Below are 14,692 nucleotides of genomic sequence, written 5' to 3'. Positions count from 1 at the left end.
ACCGCAACCGAGCCGAATCCACCTCGCGGCGGACCGAATTCGGCTCGGTTGTTGCGATTCGGCGTCATGACACACACAACTCGAGCACGAGCGGACATCCGTCTCTGCGCGTCCGGCTAGCCTGAGTCCCTGGCCCCGGCGCGACAGGGGGCATTTCGGGGTGGAAGGCCGCATCTCCCGGGCGCCAGGCGAACCCGACGTCGCACCCAGAGGCGTGTGCCATGAGATGTTTGCGTGCCCTTTTCCTGACGGTGCTGCTCGCCGGTTCGGTGACGATGGGCCACGCAGCGGCCCAGCCGCCCGCACCGCCCGTGCCGCCGAGCCTGCCCGCACTGCCCGATGTTTCGGGATCGTTGCTGCCCGGCCTGCAGGAGTTGATCGATCGGGTGATCCCGCCGCCCGCGATCGTCACCGCGCCGCGACAGGACGGCGCGGTGCTGGAGACCGCGGGCCTCTCACCGACGCTGGCCGCGCTGCGCGAGGCGGTGCTGCCCGCGCCGGTCGGCGATCCGATCTTCGACGCGTGGCCGCCCGGCCTCGCCGACTACACCGAGGGCCAGATCATCGAGGTCCGGGATGTCACCGCCACGGCGGGGCTGCTGGTGCTGGTGCCGTTCCGCCGAGCGCTGCTGATGAAATACCGCACCACCGACGCGCACGGCAGGCCCTCCTTCGCCACCGCGACACTGGTCGTGCCTCCCGGCGTGTGGACCGGCCCCGGCGATCGCCCGGTGGTGGTGAACAACCTGCCGATCGACGCGCTCGGCCGCGACTGCACGCCCGGATACAGCCTGGCCAACGGGTGGACCGACAACACCAGCGTCACCGACTTCATCCCGCCCACAACGCAATTGGCGCTGTTGCGGGGCTACGCGGTGCTGATTCCCGATCACGAGGGTCCCTGGATGGCCTACGCCGAACCATATGTCGCGGGCCACGCGGTGCTGGATGCCATCCGTGCCGTGCGCAACCTGCTGCCCGAGGAGTTCGGCGCCAGCGGGTTCGGCATGTTCGGCTACTCCGGCGGCGCCATCGCCACGCACGGCGCGGTCAAGCTGATCGCGGACTACGCGCCGGAACTGTCCGAGGTCGTCGTCGGGGCCGCGCTGGGCGGGGTGCCCGCCGACTACGAGATCCTGGCGCGCAGCATGAACGGCAATCTGGCCTCCGCGGTCTTCATGGCCGCGGTGTTCGCCATCGGCAGGGAGCGCCCCGAGATCCTGGGCCGGATGAACAACCTGGCCCAATGGATCGCGACCTCACCGGCGAAAGATCTGTGCGGCAGCGTCTTCGGGGCCGCGGGCGTGCTGATGCTACCCATCGACATCGCCGCCAACTTCGCCGATCCGCTGGATTCGGACTTCGCCGCCGAGATCTACCGGGTGACGCGAATGGAAGGCAGGCGCTCGGCGGTGCCGCTCTACATCTTCAACGGCGACCAGGAGTTCTGGATCCCGGCCGAGGGCGCGCGCAACCTCTATCGCGAGCAGTGCGAGCTGGGGGCTTCCGCGGTCTATCGCGGGGTGTTCGGCGAGCATCTCATCGGCGCGGTGACCGGCTATCCCGAGGCAATGTTGTGGCTCGACGAACGTCTGCGCGGCGCCCCCGCGCGAAACGCGTGTTGACCTGCTACTTCTTTCCTCCGGCGTTGCGCTGAGGCGTCGCCGCGCGATTAACTGACATGACGCTGTACCTCGACACCCCATCCGCCGCCCAGCAAGCCGAGGCGCTGGTCGGGCGGCATTTCCGGCTCGCCGACCACTACGAAGTCGGCCGCGAGAAGATCAGAGAATTCGCCCAGGCCGTGCAGGACGATCACCCGGCGCACTGGAGCGAGGACGCGGCGACGGCCCTCGGCTACGACGGTCTCGTCGCGCCGCTGACCTTCCCGGCAATCGTCTGGCTGCAAATGCAGCGAACCCTGTTCGAAACGGAGCTCACCGGCTACGACATCAGCCAGGTGCTGCACACCGAACAGCAGGTGCGGGTGCACCGCCCGATCGTCGCGGGCGACGATCTGGTCAGCGAGTGCTCGTTCGAGTCGTTCCGCCAATTCGGCGCGATGGACATACTGGTCATGCGTAGCCTGCTCCGCGACGGCGCAGGGCGGCCGCTGCAAACCGCGCACAGCACCGTCGTCGCGCAGACCGGCGTCGAGCTGGTCGGCGATCTCGCCGCGACGGTGGCGGGCGTCGTGCAGCCGCCCGCCACGCGGGGCGATACCGGCCGCCCCGGCGCGGCGCGGATGGCCGAGTGCGCCGAAGGCCCGGCGGAGGTCGCGGAAACCAGCGACCGGCCCGGCCGGATTCGCTTCGAGGACCTGCGCGTCGGTGATCGACTGCCCGAGCATCGGGTGGCGCTCTCGCGCGGCGGCCTGGTCAACTACGCGGGCGTCTCCGGCGACACCAATCCCATCCATTTCAGCGACGAAATTGCCAGGGCGGTGGGGTTGCCCGACGTCATCTCGCACGGTCTGCTGACCATGGGCTTCGGCGCGGGATACCTGACGCGGTGGCTCGGTGATCCCGGTGCGGTGCTCGACTACGGCGTGCGCTTCGCCGGATTCGCGCCGGTGCCCGCGGACCGCAACAGCACGATCGAATTCGGCGGGCGCGTCAAGGAATTGGATCCGGTCGAACGCACCGCGACCGTGCTCGTCACCGCCACCTGTGGTGACCGCAAGCTGTTCGGCAGGGCCAGCGCGCGGGTCCGGCTCGCCTGAACCCGCTCAACCTCCCTGCATCCAGATCTGCTTCAGGCGCAGGTGGTTCTCCCACCAGGCCGAGATGGCCGCGGGATCGGAACCGACCGGGGGAGGCGGTGATTCGCCGGGGAACAGGCCGTCGCCGTTCGGCGCGCCGACCGCCGTCGTGGTCGGTACCTCCGGTGTGGCGGCCGGCTCCTGACCCGGCGCCGCGGCTTCTCCACCGGGTGTCGCCGGTCCGTCGTACTGTGTCGGTTCCACTGTCCTCGTATGAGTCTCTGGACGCGGGTCGTTCGGATCGTACGGATCGGCCGGGTCGCCGGGGTCGATAGGCCGCGCGGCCGGACGCGGCGTCGGCCGCCCGGGGTTCTGCGGCGCGGCGGAGGTCGGCGCCTGAATGGTGGACTCGATCACGATCGGCGGTGCGGAGGGGTCGGCCGGGTCCGGCGTGGCAGGGGCCTGGGCCTGGGCGGTCTTGTGGTCCGGTTGGCGTGCCCACACCCCGTTGTCGGTGACGTGGGCGACCGCGATGCCGGACGCGGCGAGCACCGCGGCCGCCGCCGCGCCGACCGGCAGCATGACACCGGCTCGCCGCCGCTCGCGGGTGGCGAGCGCCGTGGCGCCGCTCGGCTCGTGGCCGTGCTCATGTCCGGAATCCTCGGGCAGCTGTGCGGCCGCGATGCGGGCGGCGCCGAGCGCGGCCGCGGTGTGCGGCTCGTCGACGATCTCCGCGGGGACACCGAAGGCGCGCTCGCACTCGCGGCGCAGTTCGGCCGTGACGGGTGCGCCGCACAGCGCGACGCCGTCCAGCGTCAGGCCCTGGGACAGCAGCGCGGGGCGCACGCGGTCGTGCGCTTCGGCCGCGGGATCGGATCCGGCGCGCCACGTGCCCGAGCCGAGAATCCTGGAACGTGCGGCGTCGGTGAGGATGAAGGTCAGATCACGGTCGGCGACCTCGAGCACCAGAATGGTCTCGAATCGGTAGAGACTCGGGACGTCACGGACGAAAGCGAGCAGCGCCGAGCGCACCGAGACGAGCGAGGACGTCCGCCACCGGCCGGTGGCCAGGTGGGTGACGATCGCGCGTCGCTCGTCCACCGTCCGGTACGTCAGCGCGATGTTCTCGATGAGCGAGAGCGTCCGGTCGGCCAGCGCTTCGAGAATCTCAGGGATCGTCTCGGCCACGGTGGCCGCGCCGATCTCCTGTTCCACCTCCTCGAGCGGGGCCGATGATGGTTCGTCCGCTGTCGGATGGGAGAGCAGTACTCCGCGGACCGACCATCGGTCCGCTGAAACGCCAACGGTTGCCATACAGATCACCTCTGCTTACGCGACTCCTGAAGATTCGTCGCGGGCCCGTGCGCCGATGGGTCCGAGACCTGTCCGCTGCTTACTCGATATAGCGGCGGGATGCGCGGAAACGTTAGCTCGCCGGATGCCGCGCCCGGTCCGAGCGCGCTGCGCGGGTCCCAGCCGTGCACGTCCCGCCGGGGTTGCCCCGGCCCGCGAAGCCGTTGCCACGCGTGCCCCGGCCGTCGGCGTGCACAGACAACTGTGCATGTCTTACGCACGACACCAGCCTATGCCCTGGAGAGTCGGCACGAAATCATGGCAAACTCGGTGAATGCGTGCTCCGGAAGTGCGACATGCGGCCGAATCTCCTTTTCCAGGAAAGCATCCCGGCGTCGGCGATGGCCCGACGGTGTTGCGGATGCTGCTCGGCGGGCGGTTGCGGCGATTACGCGAGGCCGCGGGCATCTCACGCGAGGACGCGGGCGAGTCGATCCGCGGCTCGCACTCCAAGATCAGCCGCTTGGAGCTGGGGCGCACCGGATTCCGCGAACGGGATCTGGTGGATCTGCTCACGCTCTACGGGGTGGCAGACCCGACCGAGCGGGAGGAGTTCCTCGCGCTCGCCCGCCAGGCCAACGCCTCCGGCTGGTGGCATCGTGACAACGACTGGTTGCCCAAATGGTTCGACACCTACCTCGGGCTCGAACAGGCGACCAGGTTGATCCGCTGCTACGAGCCGAGAGCCGTACCCGAACTGCTCCAGACCGCCGACTACGCGCGGGCGCTGCTGTCGCTGGCGCACCCGAACGAGTCGTTCGCCGCGATCGAACGCCGGGTGGCGTTGCGTATGCGCCGTCAGCACATCCTCACCAAGCCGGAGCCGCCGCGGATCTGGCTGATCGTGGAGGAGGCGGCGTTGCGCAGGCGCATCGGCGGTTCCGCGGTCTGGCTCGAGCAGCTCGACCGGCTGCTCGCGGCGGTCGACCAACCCAACATCACCCTGCAGGTGCTCGCCGACCACGTCGGCGGACCCGCGCTGGCCGACGGCGCGTTCACCATGCTGCGGTTCACCGAGGCCGACCTGCCCGACATCGTCTACCTCCAGCAACTGACCGGCGCGCTGTACCTGGACAAGGAATCCGACCTGGCCGCGTATCGCGCCGTCGCGAATCTGCTCTCGGTGCACGCCGCGCCGCCCCAGTACACGCGCGGTTTGCTGGAAGCGCTGCGCGACCGTCAACCGCCGACCGTGGACCAGCCGACCGGATCGGTCTAGCCCGGCTGCCGCGCGGGCGCGACCGAGCGGCAGCCGAGACGAGCAGACCGCCCCGGCGGTGCGACGGTGTTGGGAGCGATGTCACGCCGACCGGGACGGTCTGCCACAGCGGCTCCGGTACTTGTCGCGCGGCAGGCCGCTGCGGGTCGGCCTGCGCCGGAGCCGTCCCGGCGAGCATAGCCACGGGCTCGGTGGACCGGCAGGTCGGCGAGCGGAATCTGGGGCATGCCCAGCCGCGGCCACGTAGCGCGTTGAATTCTCACAACGCCGCGCCGGAGGTCCGGCCGCGCCCGCGTTCGCCGGACGTCAGAACGAGCCCGGCGCGATCGTCCCGATGATCGGATGCGGCGCCGCGTCCTCGGCGCCGCCGGTGAGCAGGCGCTTGAGGATCTTGCCGGTCTCGCCGCGGGGCAGCGCGTTGAGGAAGGTCACGTCGCGCGGCACCGAGAAGCGGCTCAGCCGATTGCGGATGTAGTTCCGGACCATATCCGAATCCAGGCCCGCCCCTTCGCGTTTCACCACGAAGGCGGCCAGGCGCTGGCCGTACTCGCGATCGGGAACCCCGACCACCGCGACCTCGCGGACCTGCGGCAGATAGGCCAGCGCCTCCTCGACCGGGCGCGGGAAGACGTTCTCGCCGCCGGAGATGATCATCTCGTCATCGCGGCCCGCGATGAACAGCTTGCCCGTGGCGTCGAGGAAGCCGAGGTCGCCGGTGTCGAGCATGCCGTCGGCCTCGTCCGGCGGCGCGGCGTTGACGTAGCCGTCGAAGAGCATGTGGTTGCTGACGAAGATATGCCCCGTCGCGCCGACGGGCAGCGGCTTGCGGTCCGGGCCGAGCACCGCCACCTTGGTGCCGAGCGGCGGCTTGCCCGCGGTGGTCGGCGCGGCGCGCAGGTCGGTGGGATCGGCGATGGTCGCCCAGGACACCTCGGTGGAGCCGTACACGTTGTAGAGGACGTCACCGTAGGTGTCCATGAAGTCGAGCACGGTGCTGGCGGCGAGCGGCGCGCCGCAGCTGGCGACCACCCGCAGGCTCGAGGTGTCGTAGCGGGCGCGCACGTGCGCGGGCAGCTCCAGGATGCGGTGGACCATGATCGGCACCGCGATGAACGTGCTCACCCGGTGTTCGGCGATCAGGCGCAGGCAGTCCTCGGCGTCGAACTGCGCGGGAAGCACGACGGTGGAGCGCAGCGCGGTGCTCAGCTGTAGCGCGGCCAGCCCCCAGGTGTGGAACAGCGGCGCGGGGATGAGCATCGTCTCGTCCATCCGCAGCGGAATGCGCGACAGCAGCGCGGCGATGGTGCTGAAGCCCTTGGCGTGTGGGCGGCGCGCGCCCTTCGGGGTGCCGGAGGTCCCCGAGGTCAGCACGATGAGCTTGCCGGGATGCGAGGGCTTGCGAAAGTTGTTCTGCCCCATGGCCGCGAGATCGTCGAGGGTCGTTCGCCCCGGCACCGGCTTGGTCCGGTCGGTCGCGTAGCGCGGCAGATCGGCGTGCAGGTACTGCACGAGATGGTCGAATTCGCCGTCCACGAACAGCGCGGTGAGCTTGTCGCGCTGCACGACCTCCTCGATGCGCCGGGCGGGCAGGCCGGTGTTCAACAGGGCGACGTCGATGCCGAGCTTGCCCGCGGCGACCATGATCTCCACCATGCCGCCGTGGTTGCGCGCGAGCAGGCCGATGGCATCGCCTGCTCGCAGCCCGAGCGTGGCCATGGCGCCCGCGATGGCGTGGGTGCGCTCGTGCATCTCGTCGAAGGTGCGTGCGCCGTGCGCGTCGATGAGTGCCGTGCGCCCCGGTGCGAACGCGGCCGCGGCGGCGTAGCCGCCCGCCAGGTTGAATCCCCATTCCGAGAGCCTGCGCAGCTGTTTGAGGCCGAGGTCGGGCCGGTGGGCGCGCAGTACGCCGGTGGTCATCATCTGCCTGGCCACCTCGGCGCGGCGGCGGACGGGGGAGTTCTCGCCATTGACCACGACCGAGGTCGCCGCGCCGCGCACCAGATCGGCGATCCGGCGCAGGCCGCGCTCGGTCCAGGCGATGATCGCGCCGTTGCCCGCGTCCGCGACGGACGGATGGATGCGGCCGGGGCCGAAGAAGGTGACCGAGATGCGGGTGCGTTCCTCGGTGCCGCGCAGCCGGATCGAGGCGAAGCTGCCCAGCGTCGGGCTGACCAGCTCGAGGCTTTCGTACCACCGCCCGATGCGTAGCTGGATCACCTGGGTGCGGACGCCGACCCGGGCGGTGCCGACCCGGAAGCGCAGCATCTGGTGTCCGCCAGCGGATTCCAGCGGTTCGCACGCGCCGATTCCGGGAAAGACGCGGGGATAGGTCTGCGGCTCGCGGAGCAGGTCCCACACCGCCTGGCGGGGGATCGGAAATTCCGCGGTCACATCGATGACGTCGGTAACCACTGGCTTGCAATTCTCGTCGGCCGGTTCGAACAGCTCGGGTCGGCGGAGATTTCATTTGTAGCTCCCGGCGCAATCTTGGTCAAGAGTCCGGTGTTTGGCCTGGTGGTCGACTGTTTTCTCGCCTATTAACAAGCGAATTCGGCTGTGGTCGAACACAACTCGAAGCGGCGCGACGGCTTTCTGAGACGGCAATTCCCGAGATGCACACGGGGTGGATTTCCGGGCAATTTTGGACAGCTTTGTGAGAACTCATAACCGGGCGGCGTGAATCGCGGGCGTTTCCCCGGGTCGCCCCGTGTTCGCGTCCGGTGGTGGTCGCCGCGCAAGCGAACGCCGGGCGCCCTCGCCGTCGGGTGGGGCGGTTCCGGGCGCTCGTCCGCGGGTGGTGCCCGGGTATGAGGTCGGGGTTCGCGATCCCGGGGAAACTAATGTCCCAACGGGACAATATTGATAGGATGGGTTCATGGGCACCGGCGACGACGTCGACCTGGACGGCCGCAGGCTGCGCACCCGCCGCAGCCGCGAGGCGCTGTCGCGGGCCGCGTTCGATCTGCTGACCGAGCGCGGTCTGGTCGCGGTGAGCGTGGAGGACATCGCCGAGCGGGCCGGCGTCACCCGGCGCACCTTCAGCCGCCACTTCCCGTCCATCGAGGCGGCCATTCTCGGCGACATCGACCAGGACATGCATCTGCTGAACGAAGCGCTGGCCTGCCGCCCCGCCCACGAGCCGCCGCTGCGGGCCTATCGCCACGCGGTGCACGACTGGCTGACCGCCGAATACACCGGGGTGCGGGCCGGGCTGCTGACCCGGCGGTGGGCCCTGTTCCAGCGCTTCGACGACGAACCGGCCCTGCTGGCCGGCTATCAACGCATCCGCAACGAGGGCCAGCGCGAATCGGTACGAATCCTGGCCGCGCGCCTCGGCGTGGACCCGGCGGAGGATCTGCGCCCGGCGACGGTCGTCGCGGCCTGCTCCGGGCTCATCGTCGCGGCCTTGCAGACCTGGGCCGCGGGGGTCGACCCGGACGGCCTGCCCGACCTCATCGAGGGCTTCTTCGACACCCTCGCCGGGTTGGCCACCGACATCGAGTACGAGGAGTCAGCGTCATGACCAGGGAGCGCCCGGTCGGATCGGCGGGCATCGTGCGCCGGACCTGCCGACGGATGGGATGGGACCGCAATCCGATGCGCCGCCGCGAGGACCGGCTCCAATCCGGGGTCGGCATGCTGCTGACGCTGTTGTTCTTCGTCGTCGTCCCGGTGGTGGCGATCGTGCTCGGCGGCCGGGTCTACGAGACGGAAACCCTTGCCACCGAAAGCCGTATCGCCGAGCTGCATCGCGTCGACGCCACTGTGATCGAGGTGGGCAAGGCGCCGCTGTACGCGCCGATCACGCCCGCGCGGGTGTCCTGGGTGGACGGTCAGAATGTCGCGCACGTCGAGGACTACCGCTCCAGCACACTGGTGAAACCCGGTGCCACCGTGAGTATCTGGCTCGACCCGAGCGGCCGGGTGGTGGAGCCGCCGTCGGAGACCCAGGCGCTGAGCCGCGCGGTGCTGATGTCGGGCGCGGTGTCCTGCGCGGTGCTGGTGTGCTTCGCGACCGGGTACTACCTGCTGCGCGCGAGTTTGGACCGCAGGCGTGCGCGCCGGTGGGAAACCGAATGGGCGACGGTGGGACTCACCTGGGGCGGTCGCGGCGCGGTCTGAGTCCTTCCCTGTCGCAGGCATGAATTCCGTTGCGAGAGGTGCGATCCGGCGAGCGGGGCGTCCGGCGCGATGAAGTGCGGCGTGCCCGCCGGGTAAGGGTAGGGAACAAACCTCGGCAGGCACGCCACTGTGTCCGGCCGCTGCGCGGCGAACGAGGGCCGGACACGAATCCGAGGTTAGGCGATGGGATCACCCGATGTCGTCGTATGGACGAACATCCGGCGATCCCACGACCCATCACCGGATGTGTTGTGAGACAGCACAACCGGCGTATTCGGCTAGACGGGGAAGAGGCTGTGCTTGCGCGGATTGTGCTTCGGCTTGGGATCCTTGTCGCGCAGCAGCCGCAGCGCCTTGCGGATCTCCAGGCGGGTCTGCGAGGGCTCGATCACCGCGTCGATGTAGCCGCGCTCGGCGGCGATCCACGGCGTCGCCATGGTGGCGTTGTAGAAATCGATCATCTGCTCGCGCACGGCCGCGCGCTGCTCGGCGGGCGTCGCCTCCAGCTGCCTGCGCCCGATGATGCCGACCATGCTCTCGGCGCCCATCACGGCGATCCTCGCGGTCGGCCAGGCCAGGCTGATGTCGGCGCCGAGCTGCTTGCAGCCCATCACCGCGTAGCCGCCGCCGTAGGCCTTGCGGGTCACCACCGTCACGACCGGCACGGTCGCCTCGATCACCGCGCGGAAGAACCGGCCGCCGCGCTTGATGACGCCGCTGCGCTCCTCCTCGATGCCTGGCAGCACGCCGGGGGTGTCCACGACGAACACCAGCGGCAGGCCGTAGGCGTTGCACAGGCGGATGAAGTGGGTGGCCTTGTCGGAGCACCGCGCGTCGAGGGCGCCGCCGAGCACCATCGGCTGGTTGGCGATCACGCCGACGCTGCGGCCGTCGACCCGCGCGAAGCCGGTGATGAGGTTCTGCGCGGTGCCCGCGCTGACCTCGTGGAAGCCGCCGTCGTCGAAGATGCGCACGAGGATGTCGTGCATGTCGTAGCCGACCTTGTCCGAGTCCGGGATGATCGAGTCCAGCTCGAGATCGTGCTTGGTCATCTCCGGCTCGAGCCCCGGGTTGACGACCGGCGGCTGCTCCAGGCAGCTGGAGGGCAGGTAGCCGAGGTACTCGCGCACCCAGTCGAAGGCGGCGCGCTCGCTGTCCGCGACGTGGTGTACGGTGCCGTTGGTCGCCTGTACGGCCGCGCCGCCGAGTTCTTCGGCGCTCACGCTCTCGCCGGTGACCGCCTTGATGACCTCGGGGCCGGTGACGAACATGTAGGACTTGTCGGTCGCGACCAGCACGTCCATGTTGACCGGGCCGTACACCGAACCGGCGGCGCATTTGCCGAGCATGATCGCCACCTGCGGCACGAAGCCCGACAGGTCCTCCTGGCGGCGGCACATCAGCGCGTACCAGGCCAGCGAGGCGACCGCGTCCTGGATCCGGGCGCCGCCCGAATCGTTGATCGCGATCACGGGGCAGGCGTTCTCGTAGGCGAACTCCATGGCCGCGGCCACCTTGCGGCCGAACATCTCGCCGACCGAGCCGCCGTGCACGGTCTGATCGTGAGCGATCACCACGACCGGCCTGCCCTCGATGTAGCCGCGGCCGGTCACCACGCCGTCGCCGTACATCGCGTTGCCGGAGCCGGGCTGGCGCATGAGCGCGCCCATCTCCACGAAGGTGCCGGGGTCGAGCAGCATCCGGACGCGCTCCCGGGCGCTGGGGATCTCCTTGGCCTTGCGTTTTGCGATCCCTGCCTCGCCTGCGGGCTCCTCGGCGAGCTCCAGGATGCCCCGGAGCTGCTCCAGTTTTTCTCGCGTACCGGTCATATGTCTGGGTAGTCCTTCCCACTCGACGTTGCGCCCGGTCCGCGGTACGGAGGCGCGGCGCTCGATGCTATCGGTGATGAGACGCCCGGCACACTCCGGCCACCCTTCTCACACGACAACTCGCAGCGGGCTTCGCCGCGCGCTTGGTCGGATGTCCTATCGTTCCCGCGACGCGCGGGGTTACGCGTCCGAGCGCAATTGCCGACCGGTCCGGAAAATATTCTGCGCGCCCGTGCGTCCCGAGCCCGTGACATTTTCATCCGGCACCGTTCGGGTCGGTCGGAGCAACCATGCCGTGCGACGGTCGTCGCGCGAAAAGCCGTGATCTGCTTGTGATTACGCCCAACTCCTCGTGTGCGATCTGATGAAAAGCCCGGAACTCGGTAACGCGCCGGGATATCGGCGCGATCGCCGCTATTGTTCGACAGTCATGGCGGGCACACAGGCCGGTTCGGGCTTCAAGACTCTGCGTACCAAGCTAGTGGAACACCTGAGATATCCGGCGCGCGGAGTGCCTCCCGGTGATCTCGCGACGATAACGCGGAGTTGTCTCGCCGAGGCGATGGAGGTACTCGATCCCGGCGCATTTCCGGCACCTCCGGAACCCGCGGAGATCGCCGGAACCGCAATTCGCTGGGCGCGCGAGGGCATCGGGCTGGAAACGGTGCTCGAGGCGTATCACGACGGGATTCGCTCCGGGCTGGAATTCCTCGCCGCGCAGGCGGGCGACGGCGACTCCGACCAGGTGATGGCCGGGGCCACCCTGATCGTCCGTGCGCTGGAGATGGTCACGGTGGCGGCCTCGGCGGCCTACGTCGAGGAGCATCGGCTGGTCGCCAAGGAGCATCAGACCGCGGCCCAGACCCTCGTCTCGGCGCTGTTGAGCGGGCACGGCGTGGCCCAGCTCGCCCGGCAGACCGGCATCGCCCTCGCACCGGCTTACCAGGTGGTAGCGGTGTCCATCCCGCAGCACGGCGACGAACTGCGCCCCGGCGGCGGGGCGACGGCCGGGCGCCGCAAGCTGCGCAGAGTGCAGGCCGCCCTCGCCAATCCGCTGGGCTCGCGAGCGCTGTCGCTGTTGTCCACCGAAGGCGGCACCGTGCTGGTGCCGATCGACGAGGCGTCCGCGCTGACGCCCCTGGCGATGACGGCCGAGGTGCTCGAGGTGGTGAGCGAGGCCGCCGAGGTTCCGCTGACGGCGACCGTCACCGCCGGAGCCCGTTGCCGCATACCGGAATTGGCCGGGCGTGCACACGATCTGCTCGGCCGGATCCGCGCGGCGAACCGCCCTCCCGGCCTGTATCCGATGGCCGATCTGGGGGAATCGATCGGTTGTGACTCGCCCCAGCAGGCCGACGGGACGGCAGTCACCTCCCCCAACAAACGGCGAATGGGGCGTTCGGCCTGAGTTTTCGGCCCTATCGTCGAAGGCGCCTCGACCTTCGAGGCGGGCAAGGAGTGACCAGTGACCACCGCGTCGACCGATCTGGACCTGCTGCGCGAGTTGGAACCGGTCGCGGAGCGGCTGCTCGACGACCATCTCCGCAAGGCGAAGGACTGGAATCCGCACGACTACGTGCCGTGGGACGACGGCCGCAATTTCGCGGCGCTCGGCGGAATCGATTGGGAGCCAGGACAATCCACACTGTCCGAGGTCGCCCGGGTCGCGATGATCACGAATCTGCTCACCGAGGACAACCTGCCCTCCTATCACCGGGAGATCTCGGAATCCTTTTCGCTGGACGGCGCCTGGGGCACCTGGGTGGGCCGGTGGACCGCCGAGGAGAATCGGCACGCGATCGTGATGCGCGATTATCTGGTGGTCACCCGCGCGGTGGATCCCGTTGCGCTGGAAGCGGCGCGGATGCAGCACATGACCGCCGGTATCGCGAAACCCGTGAAGGGGCCGCAATTTCTGCGTTCGGTGGCGTATGTGACATTGCAGGAATTGGCGACCAGAATCAGCCACAGGAATACCGGGAGCGCGTGCGATGAACCCATCGCGGAGCGTATGCTGCAACGAATCGCGTCCGACGAGAACTTGCATATGATCTTCTACCGGAACCTGAGCGCCGCGGCGCTCGACCTCACGCCCAATGCGATGCTGCGTGCCATCACCGACATCGTCACCCAGTTCCAGATGCCCGGCCTGACCCAGCCCGGCTTCCGCCGCAACGCCGTGCTGCTCGCCAAACACGGCATCTACGATCTGCGACAGCACCTGGACGTGGTGATACGCCCCGTGCTGCGTGCCTGGAACGTCTTCGATCGCACCGATCTGTCCGGGGACGGCGAGCGAGCCCGCGACGAACTGCACGCCTACCTGGAGGACCTGGAGGCGCGGGCGCGCCGTTTCGAGGAACAGCGGGAACGCGCCGCCGCCCGCCGAGCGGAGGGAGCCGCCGCGATCTCATGAGACGAGTGTCGATCACCGCGGCGGCGCTGGCCCTCATCGCCGCCGCGACCACCGCGCCCGTGCTCGGCGAGGTGCTCAGCGCACCCGCGGGCTCCGCGGCCGCGCCGACCCAGCCGCCCGCCGTCGATCCGAAGATGACCAGAACCGGTCTGCTGACCATCGAGACCGTCGGTCCCCGCCGCGACCGCCTGCACATCGCCTCGGCCGCGATGCGGAGGGTCATCGTCGTCGACGTCCTGCGCGGGTCGGGCGAGGGGCCGCGGCCCACGCTGTACCTGCTCGACGGGGTCGACGGCGAGCCGACCTCCGGCTGGCTCACCAAGGGCGGCGCCGAGCAGTTCTTCGCGGACAAGCCGGTCGACGTGGTGCTCACCACCGGCGGCACCGGCAGCATGTACAGCGACTGGCAGCGCCACGACGCCGCGCTCGGCCTCAACCGCTGGGAGACCTTCCTCACCGAGGAGTTGCCGCCGATCGTGGAATCACTGCTCAAGGCCGACGGCCGCCGCGCGATCGCAGGCGTCTCCATGGGCGCGCAGGCGGCGATGATGCTCGCGCAACGCCATCCCGGCCACTACCTGGCGGTCGCGGGGATGAGCGGCTGCTACTCCACCGCCGATCCGCTCGGTCACGCGGTCACCACCATCACGGTGGCCTCGCGCGGCGGCAACGCGGAAAACCTCTGGGGCCCACCGAGTTCCCCGGAATGGGTGGCGCACGACAGCCTGCTCGGCGCGGACCGGCTGCGCGGCACCGCCATCTATCTGTCCGCCGCCTCCGGCGCCCCCACCGGCGCCGATCTGGCCGCGGTGGCGGCGGCGCCGTCGGTCGTCGACGCGCTGCGCCTCGCCGGGGGAGGCGCAGCGCTCGAGGCGGGCGCCCGCGCGTGCACCGAGCGCTTCGCCGCCCGGCTCGCCGAACTGCGGATTCCCGCCGAGATCGAGTACTCGGACGCGGGCATGCACACCTGGCCGGATTTCGAGGCTCAGCTACCGCGCGCGTGGCGGGTGCTGGCGGAGGCGCTTGGGGTGCCTCGGGCCAGCTGAGTGTGC

11 protein-coding genes are annotated in these 14,692 nt (G+C 69.7%); 8 read left to right on the top strand and 3 right to left on the bottom strand.

Annotated features, from left to right (window positions below; genetic code table 11):
- Positions 1–221 precede the first annotated feature (221 nt).
- Positions 222–1,625 (top strand): lipase family protein, encoded by a 1,404-nt coding sequence (locus AC3EO7_RS29070; RefSeq protein ID WP_435592969.1) that lies wholly within the window; start codon positions 222–224, stop codon positions 1,623–1,625.
- Positions 1,626–1,681: 56 nt separating this feature from the next.
- On the top strand, positions 1,682–2,722 hold the full coding sequence (locus AC3EO7_RS29065; protein WP_435592968.1) for a fused (3R)-hydroxyacyl-ACP dehydratase subunits HadA/HadB: 1,041 nt from the start codon (positions 1,682–1,684) through the stop codon (positions 2,720–2,722).
- A 6-nt stretch (positions 2,723–2,728) separates the two neighbouring features.
- On the opposite strand, the gene AC3EO7_RS29060 is transcribed toward AC3EO7_RS29065, so the two are convergent.
- On the bottom strand, positions 2,729–4,015 hold the full coding sequence (locus tag AC3EO7_RS29060; RefSeq protein ID WP_431971726.1) for a hypothetical protein: 1,287 nt from the start codon (positions 4,013–4,015) through the stop codon (positions 2,729–2,731).
- 400 nt (positions 4,016–4,415) lie between these two features.
- Between AC3EO7_RS29060 and AC3EO7_RS29055 the strand changes: the two genes are divergently transcribed.
- Positions 4,416–5,273, top strand: coding sequence for a helix-turn-helix domain-containing protein (locus tag AC3EO7_RS29055; RefSeq protein WP_431971821.1), 858 nt, complete (start codon positions 4,416–4,418; stop codon positions 5,271–5,273).
- Between the two features lie 306 nt (positions 5,274–5,579).
- Here the strand turns inward: AC3EO7_RS29055 and AC3EO7_RS29050 are convergent, their stop codons facing one another.
- Positions 5,580–7,685 (bottom strand): AMP-binding protein, encoded by a 2,106-nt coding sequence (locus AC3EO7_RS29050; RefSeq protein ID WP_431971727.1) that lies wholly within the window; start codon positions 7,683–7,685, stop codon positions 5,580–5,582.
- Between the two features lie 463 nt (positions 7,686–8,148).
- On the opposite strand from AC3EO7_RS29050, the gene AC3EO7_RS29045 reads away from it, so the two are divergent.
- Both AC3EO7_RS29045 and AC3EO7_RS29040 read left to right on the top strand, forming a co-directional pair.
- Positions 8,149–8,796: a TetR/AcrR family transcriptional regulator gene (locus AC3EO7_RS29045; RefSeq protein WP_431971728.1), complete on the top strand. Its 648-nt coding sequence runs from the start codon at positions 8,149–8,151 to the stop codon at positions 8,794–8,796.
- A complete protein-coding gene (locus tag AC3EO7_RS29040; RefSeq protein WP_431971729.1) occupies positions 8,793–9,395 on the top strand; it encodes an Rv1733c family protein in 603 nt (200 codons plus the stop codon). Before AC3EO7_RS29045 ends, AC3EO7_RS29040 begins: the two co-directional genes overlap by 4 nt.
- Before the next feature lie 278 nt (positions 9,396–9,673).
- Here the strand turns inward: AC3EO7_RS29040 and AC3EO7_RS29035 are convergent, their stop codons facing one another.
- Positions 9,674–11,224, bottom strand: coding sequence for an acyl-CoA carboxylase subunit beta (locus tag AC3EO7_RS29035; RefSeq protein ID WP_431971730.1), 1,551 nt, complete (start codon positions 11,222–11,224; stop codon positions 9,674–9,676).
- Between the two features lie 430 nt (positions 11,225–11,654).
- Here AC3EO7_RS29035 and AC3EO7_RS29030 point away from each other — a divergent pair, with 430 nt between their 5' ends.
- Genes AC3EO7_RS29030 through AC3EO7_RS29020 form a run of 3 tightly spaced genes read left to right on the top strand, consistent with a single transcriptional unit; the run spans position 11,655 to position 14,686 of the window.
- A complete protein-coding gene (locus AC3EO7_RS29030) occupies positions 11,655–12,632 on the top strand; it encodes an RsbRD N-terminal domain-containing protein (protein ID WP_488186295.1) in 978 nt (325 codons plus the stop codon).
- Between the two features lie 57 nt (positions 12,633–12,689).
- Complete coding sequence (locus AC3EO7_RS29025) at positions 12,690–13,640, top strand: acyl-ACP desaturase (protein WP_431971732.1); 951 nt, start codon at positions 12,690–12,692, stop codon at positions 13,638–13,640.
- Positions 13,637–14,686: an alpha/beta hydrolase gene (locus AC3EO7_RS29020; protein WP_435592966.1), complete on the top strand. Its 1,050-nt coding sequence runs from the start codon at positions 13,637–13,639 to the stop codon at positions 14,684–14,686. Before AC3EO7_RS29025 ends, AC3EO7_RS29020 begins: the two co-directional genes overlap by 4 nt.
- Positions 14,687–14,692: the final 6 nt, after the last annotated feature.

Source organism: Nocardia sp. bgisy118 (assembly GCF_057708605.1).
Note: the sequence above shows the minus strand (reverse complement) of the source record. Positions and strands in the feature narration are given on the sequence as shown.

What these genes read in the sequence shown, in the direction of transcription:
- AC3EO7_RS29035 (WP_431971730.1), bottom strand. Translation starts at nt 11,224, where the DNA reads ATGACCGGTACGCGAGAAAAACTGGAGCAGCTCCGGGGCATCCTGGAG.
- AC3EO7_RS29070 (WP_435592969.1), top strand. Translation starts at nt 222, where the DNA reads ATGAGATGTTTGCGTGCCCTTTTCCTGACGGTGCTGCTCGCCGGTTCG.
- AC3EO7_RS29060 (WP_431971726.1), bottom strand. Translation starts at nt 4,015, where the DNA reads ATGGCAACCGTTGGCGTTTCAGCGGACCGATGGTCGGTCCGCGGAGTA.
- AC3EO7_RS29040 (WP_431971729.1), top strand. Translation starts at nt 8,793, where the DNA reads ATGACCAGGGAGCGCCCGGTCGGATCGGCGGGCATCGTGCGCCGGACC.
- AC3EO7_RS29020 (WP_435592966.1), top strand. Translation starts at nt 13,637, where the DNA reads ATGAGACGAGTGTCGATCACCGCGGCGGCGCTGGCCCTCATCGCCGCC.
- AC3EO7_RS29030 (WP_488186295.1), top strand. Translation starts at nt 11,655, where the DNA reads ATGGCGGGCACACAGGCCGGTTCGGGCTTCAAGACTCTGCGTACCAAG.
- AC3EO7_RS29065 (WP_435592968.1), top strand. Translation starts at nt 1,682, where the DNA reads ATGACGCTGTACCTCGACACCCCATCCGCCGCCCAGCAAGCCGAGGCG.
- AC3EO7_RS29055 (WP_431971821.1), top strand. Translation starts at nt 4,416, where the DNA reads ATGCTGCTCGGCGGGCGGTTGCGGCGATTACGCGAGGCCGCGGGCATC.
- AC3EO7_RS29045 (WP_431971728.1), top strand. Translation starts at nt 8,149, where the DNA reads ATGGGCACCGGCGACGACGTCGACCTGGACGGCCGCAGGCTGCGCACC.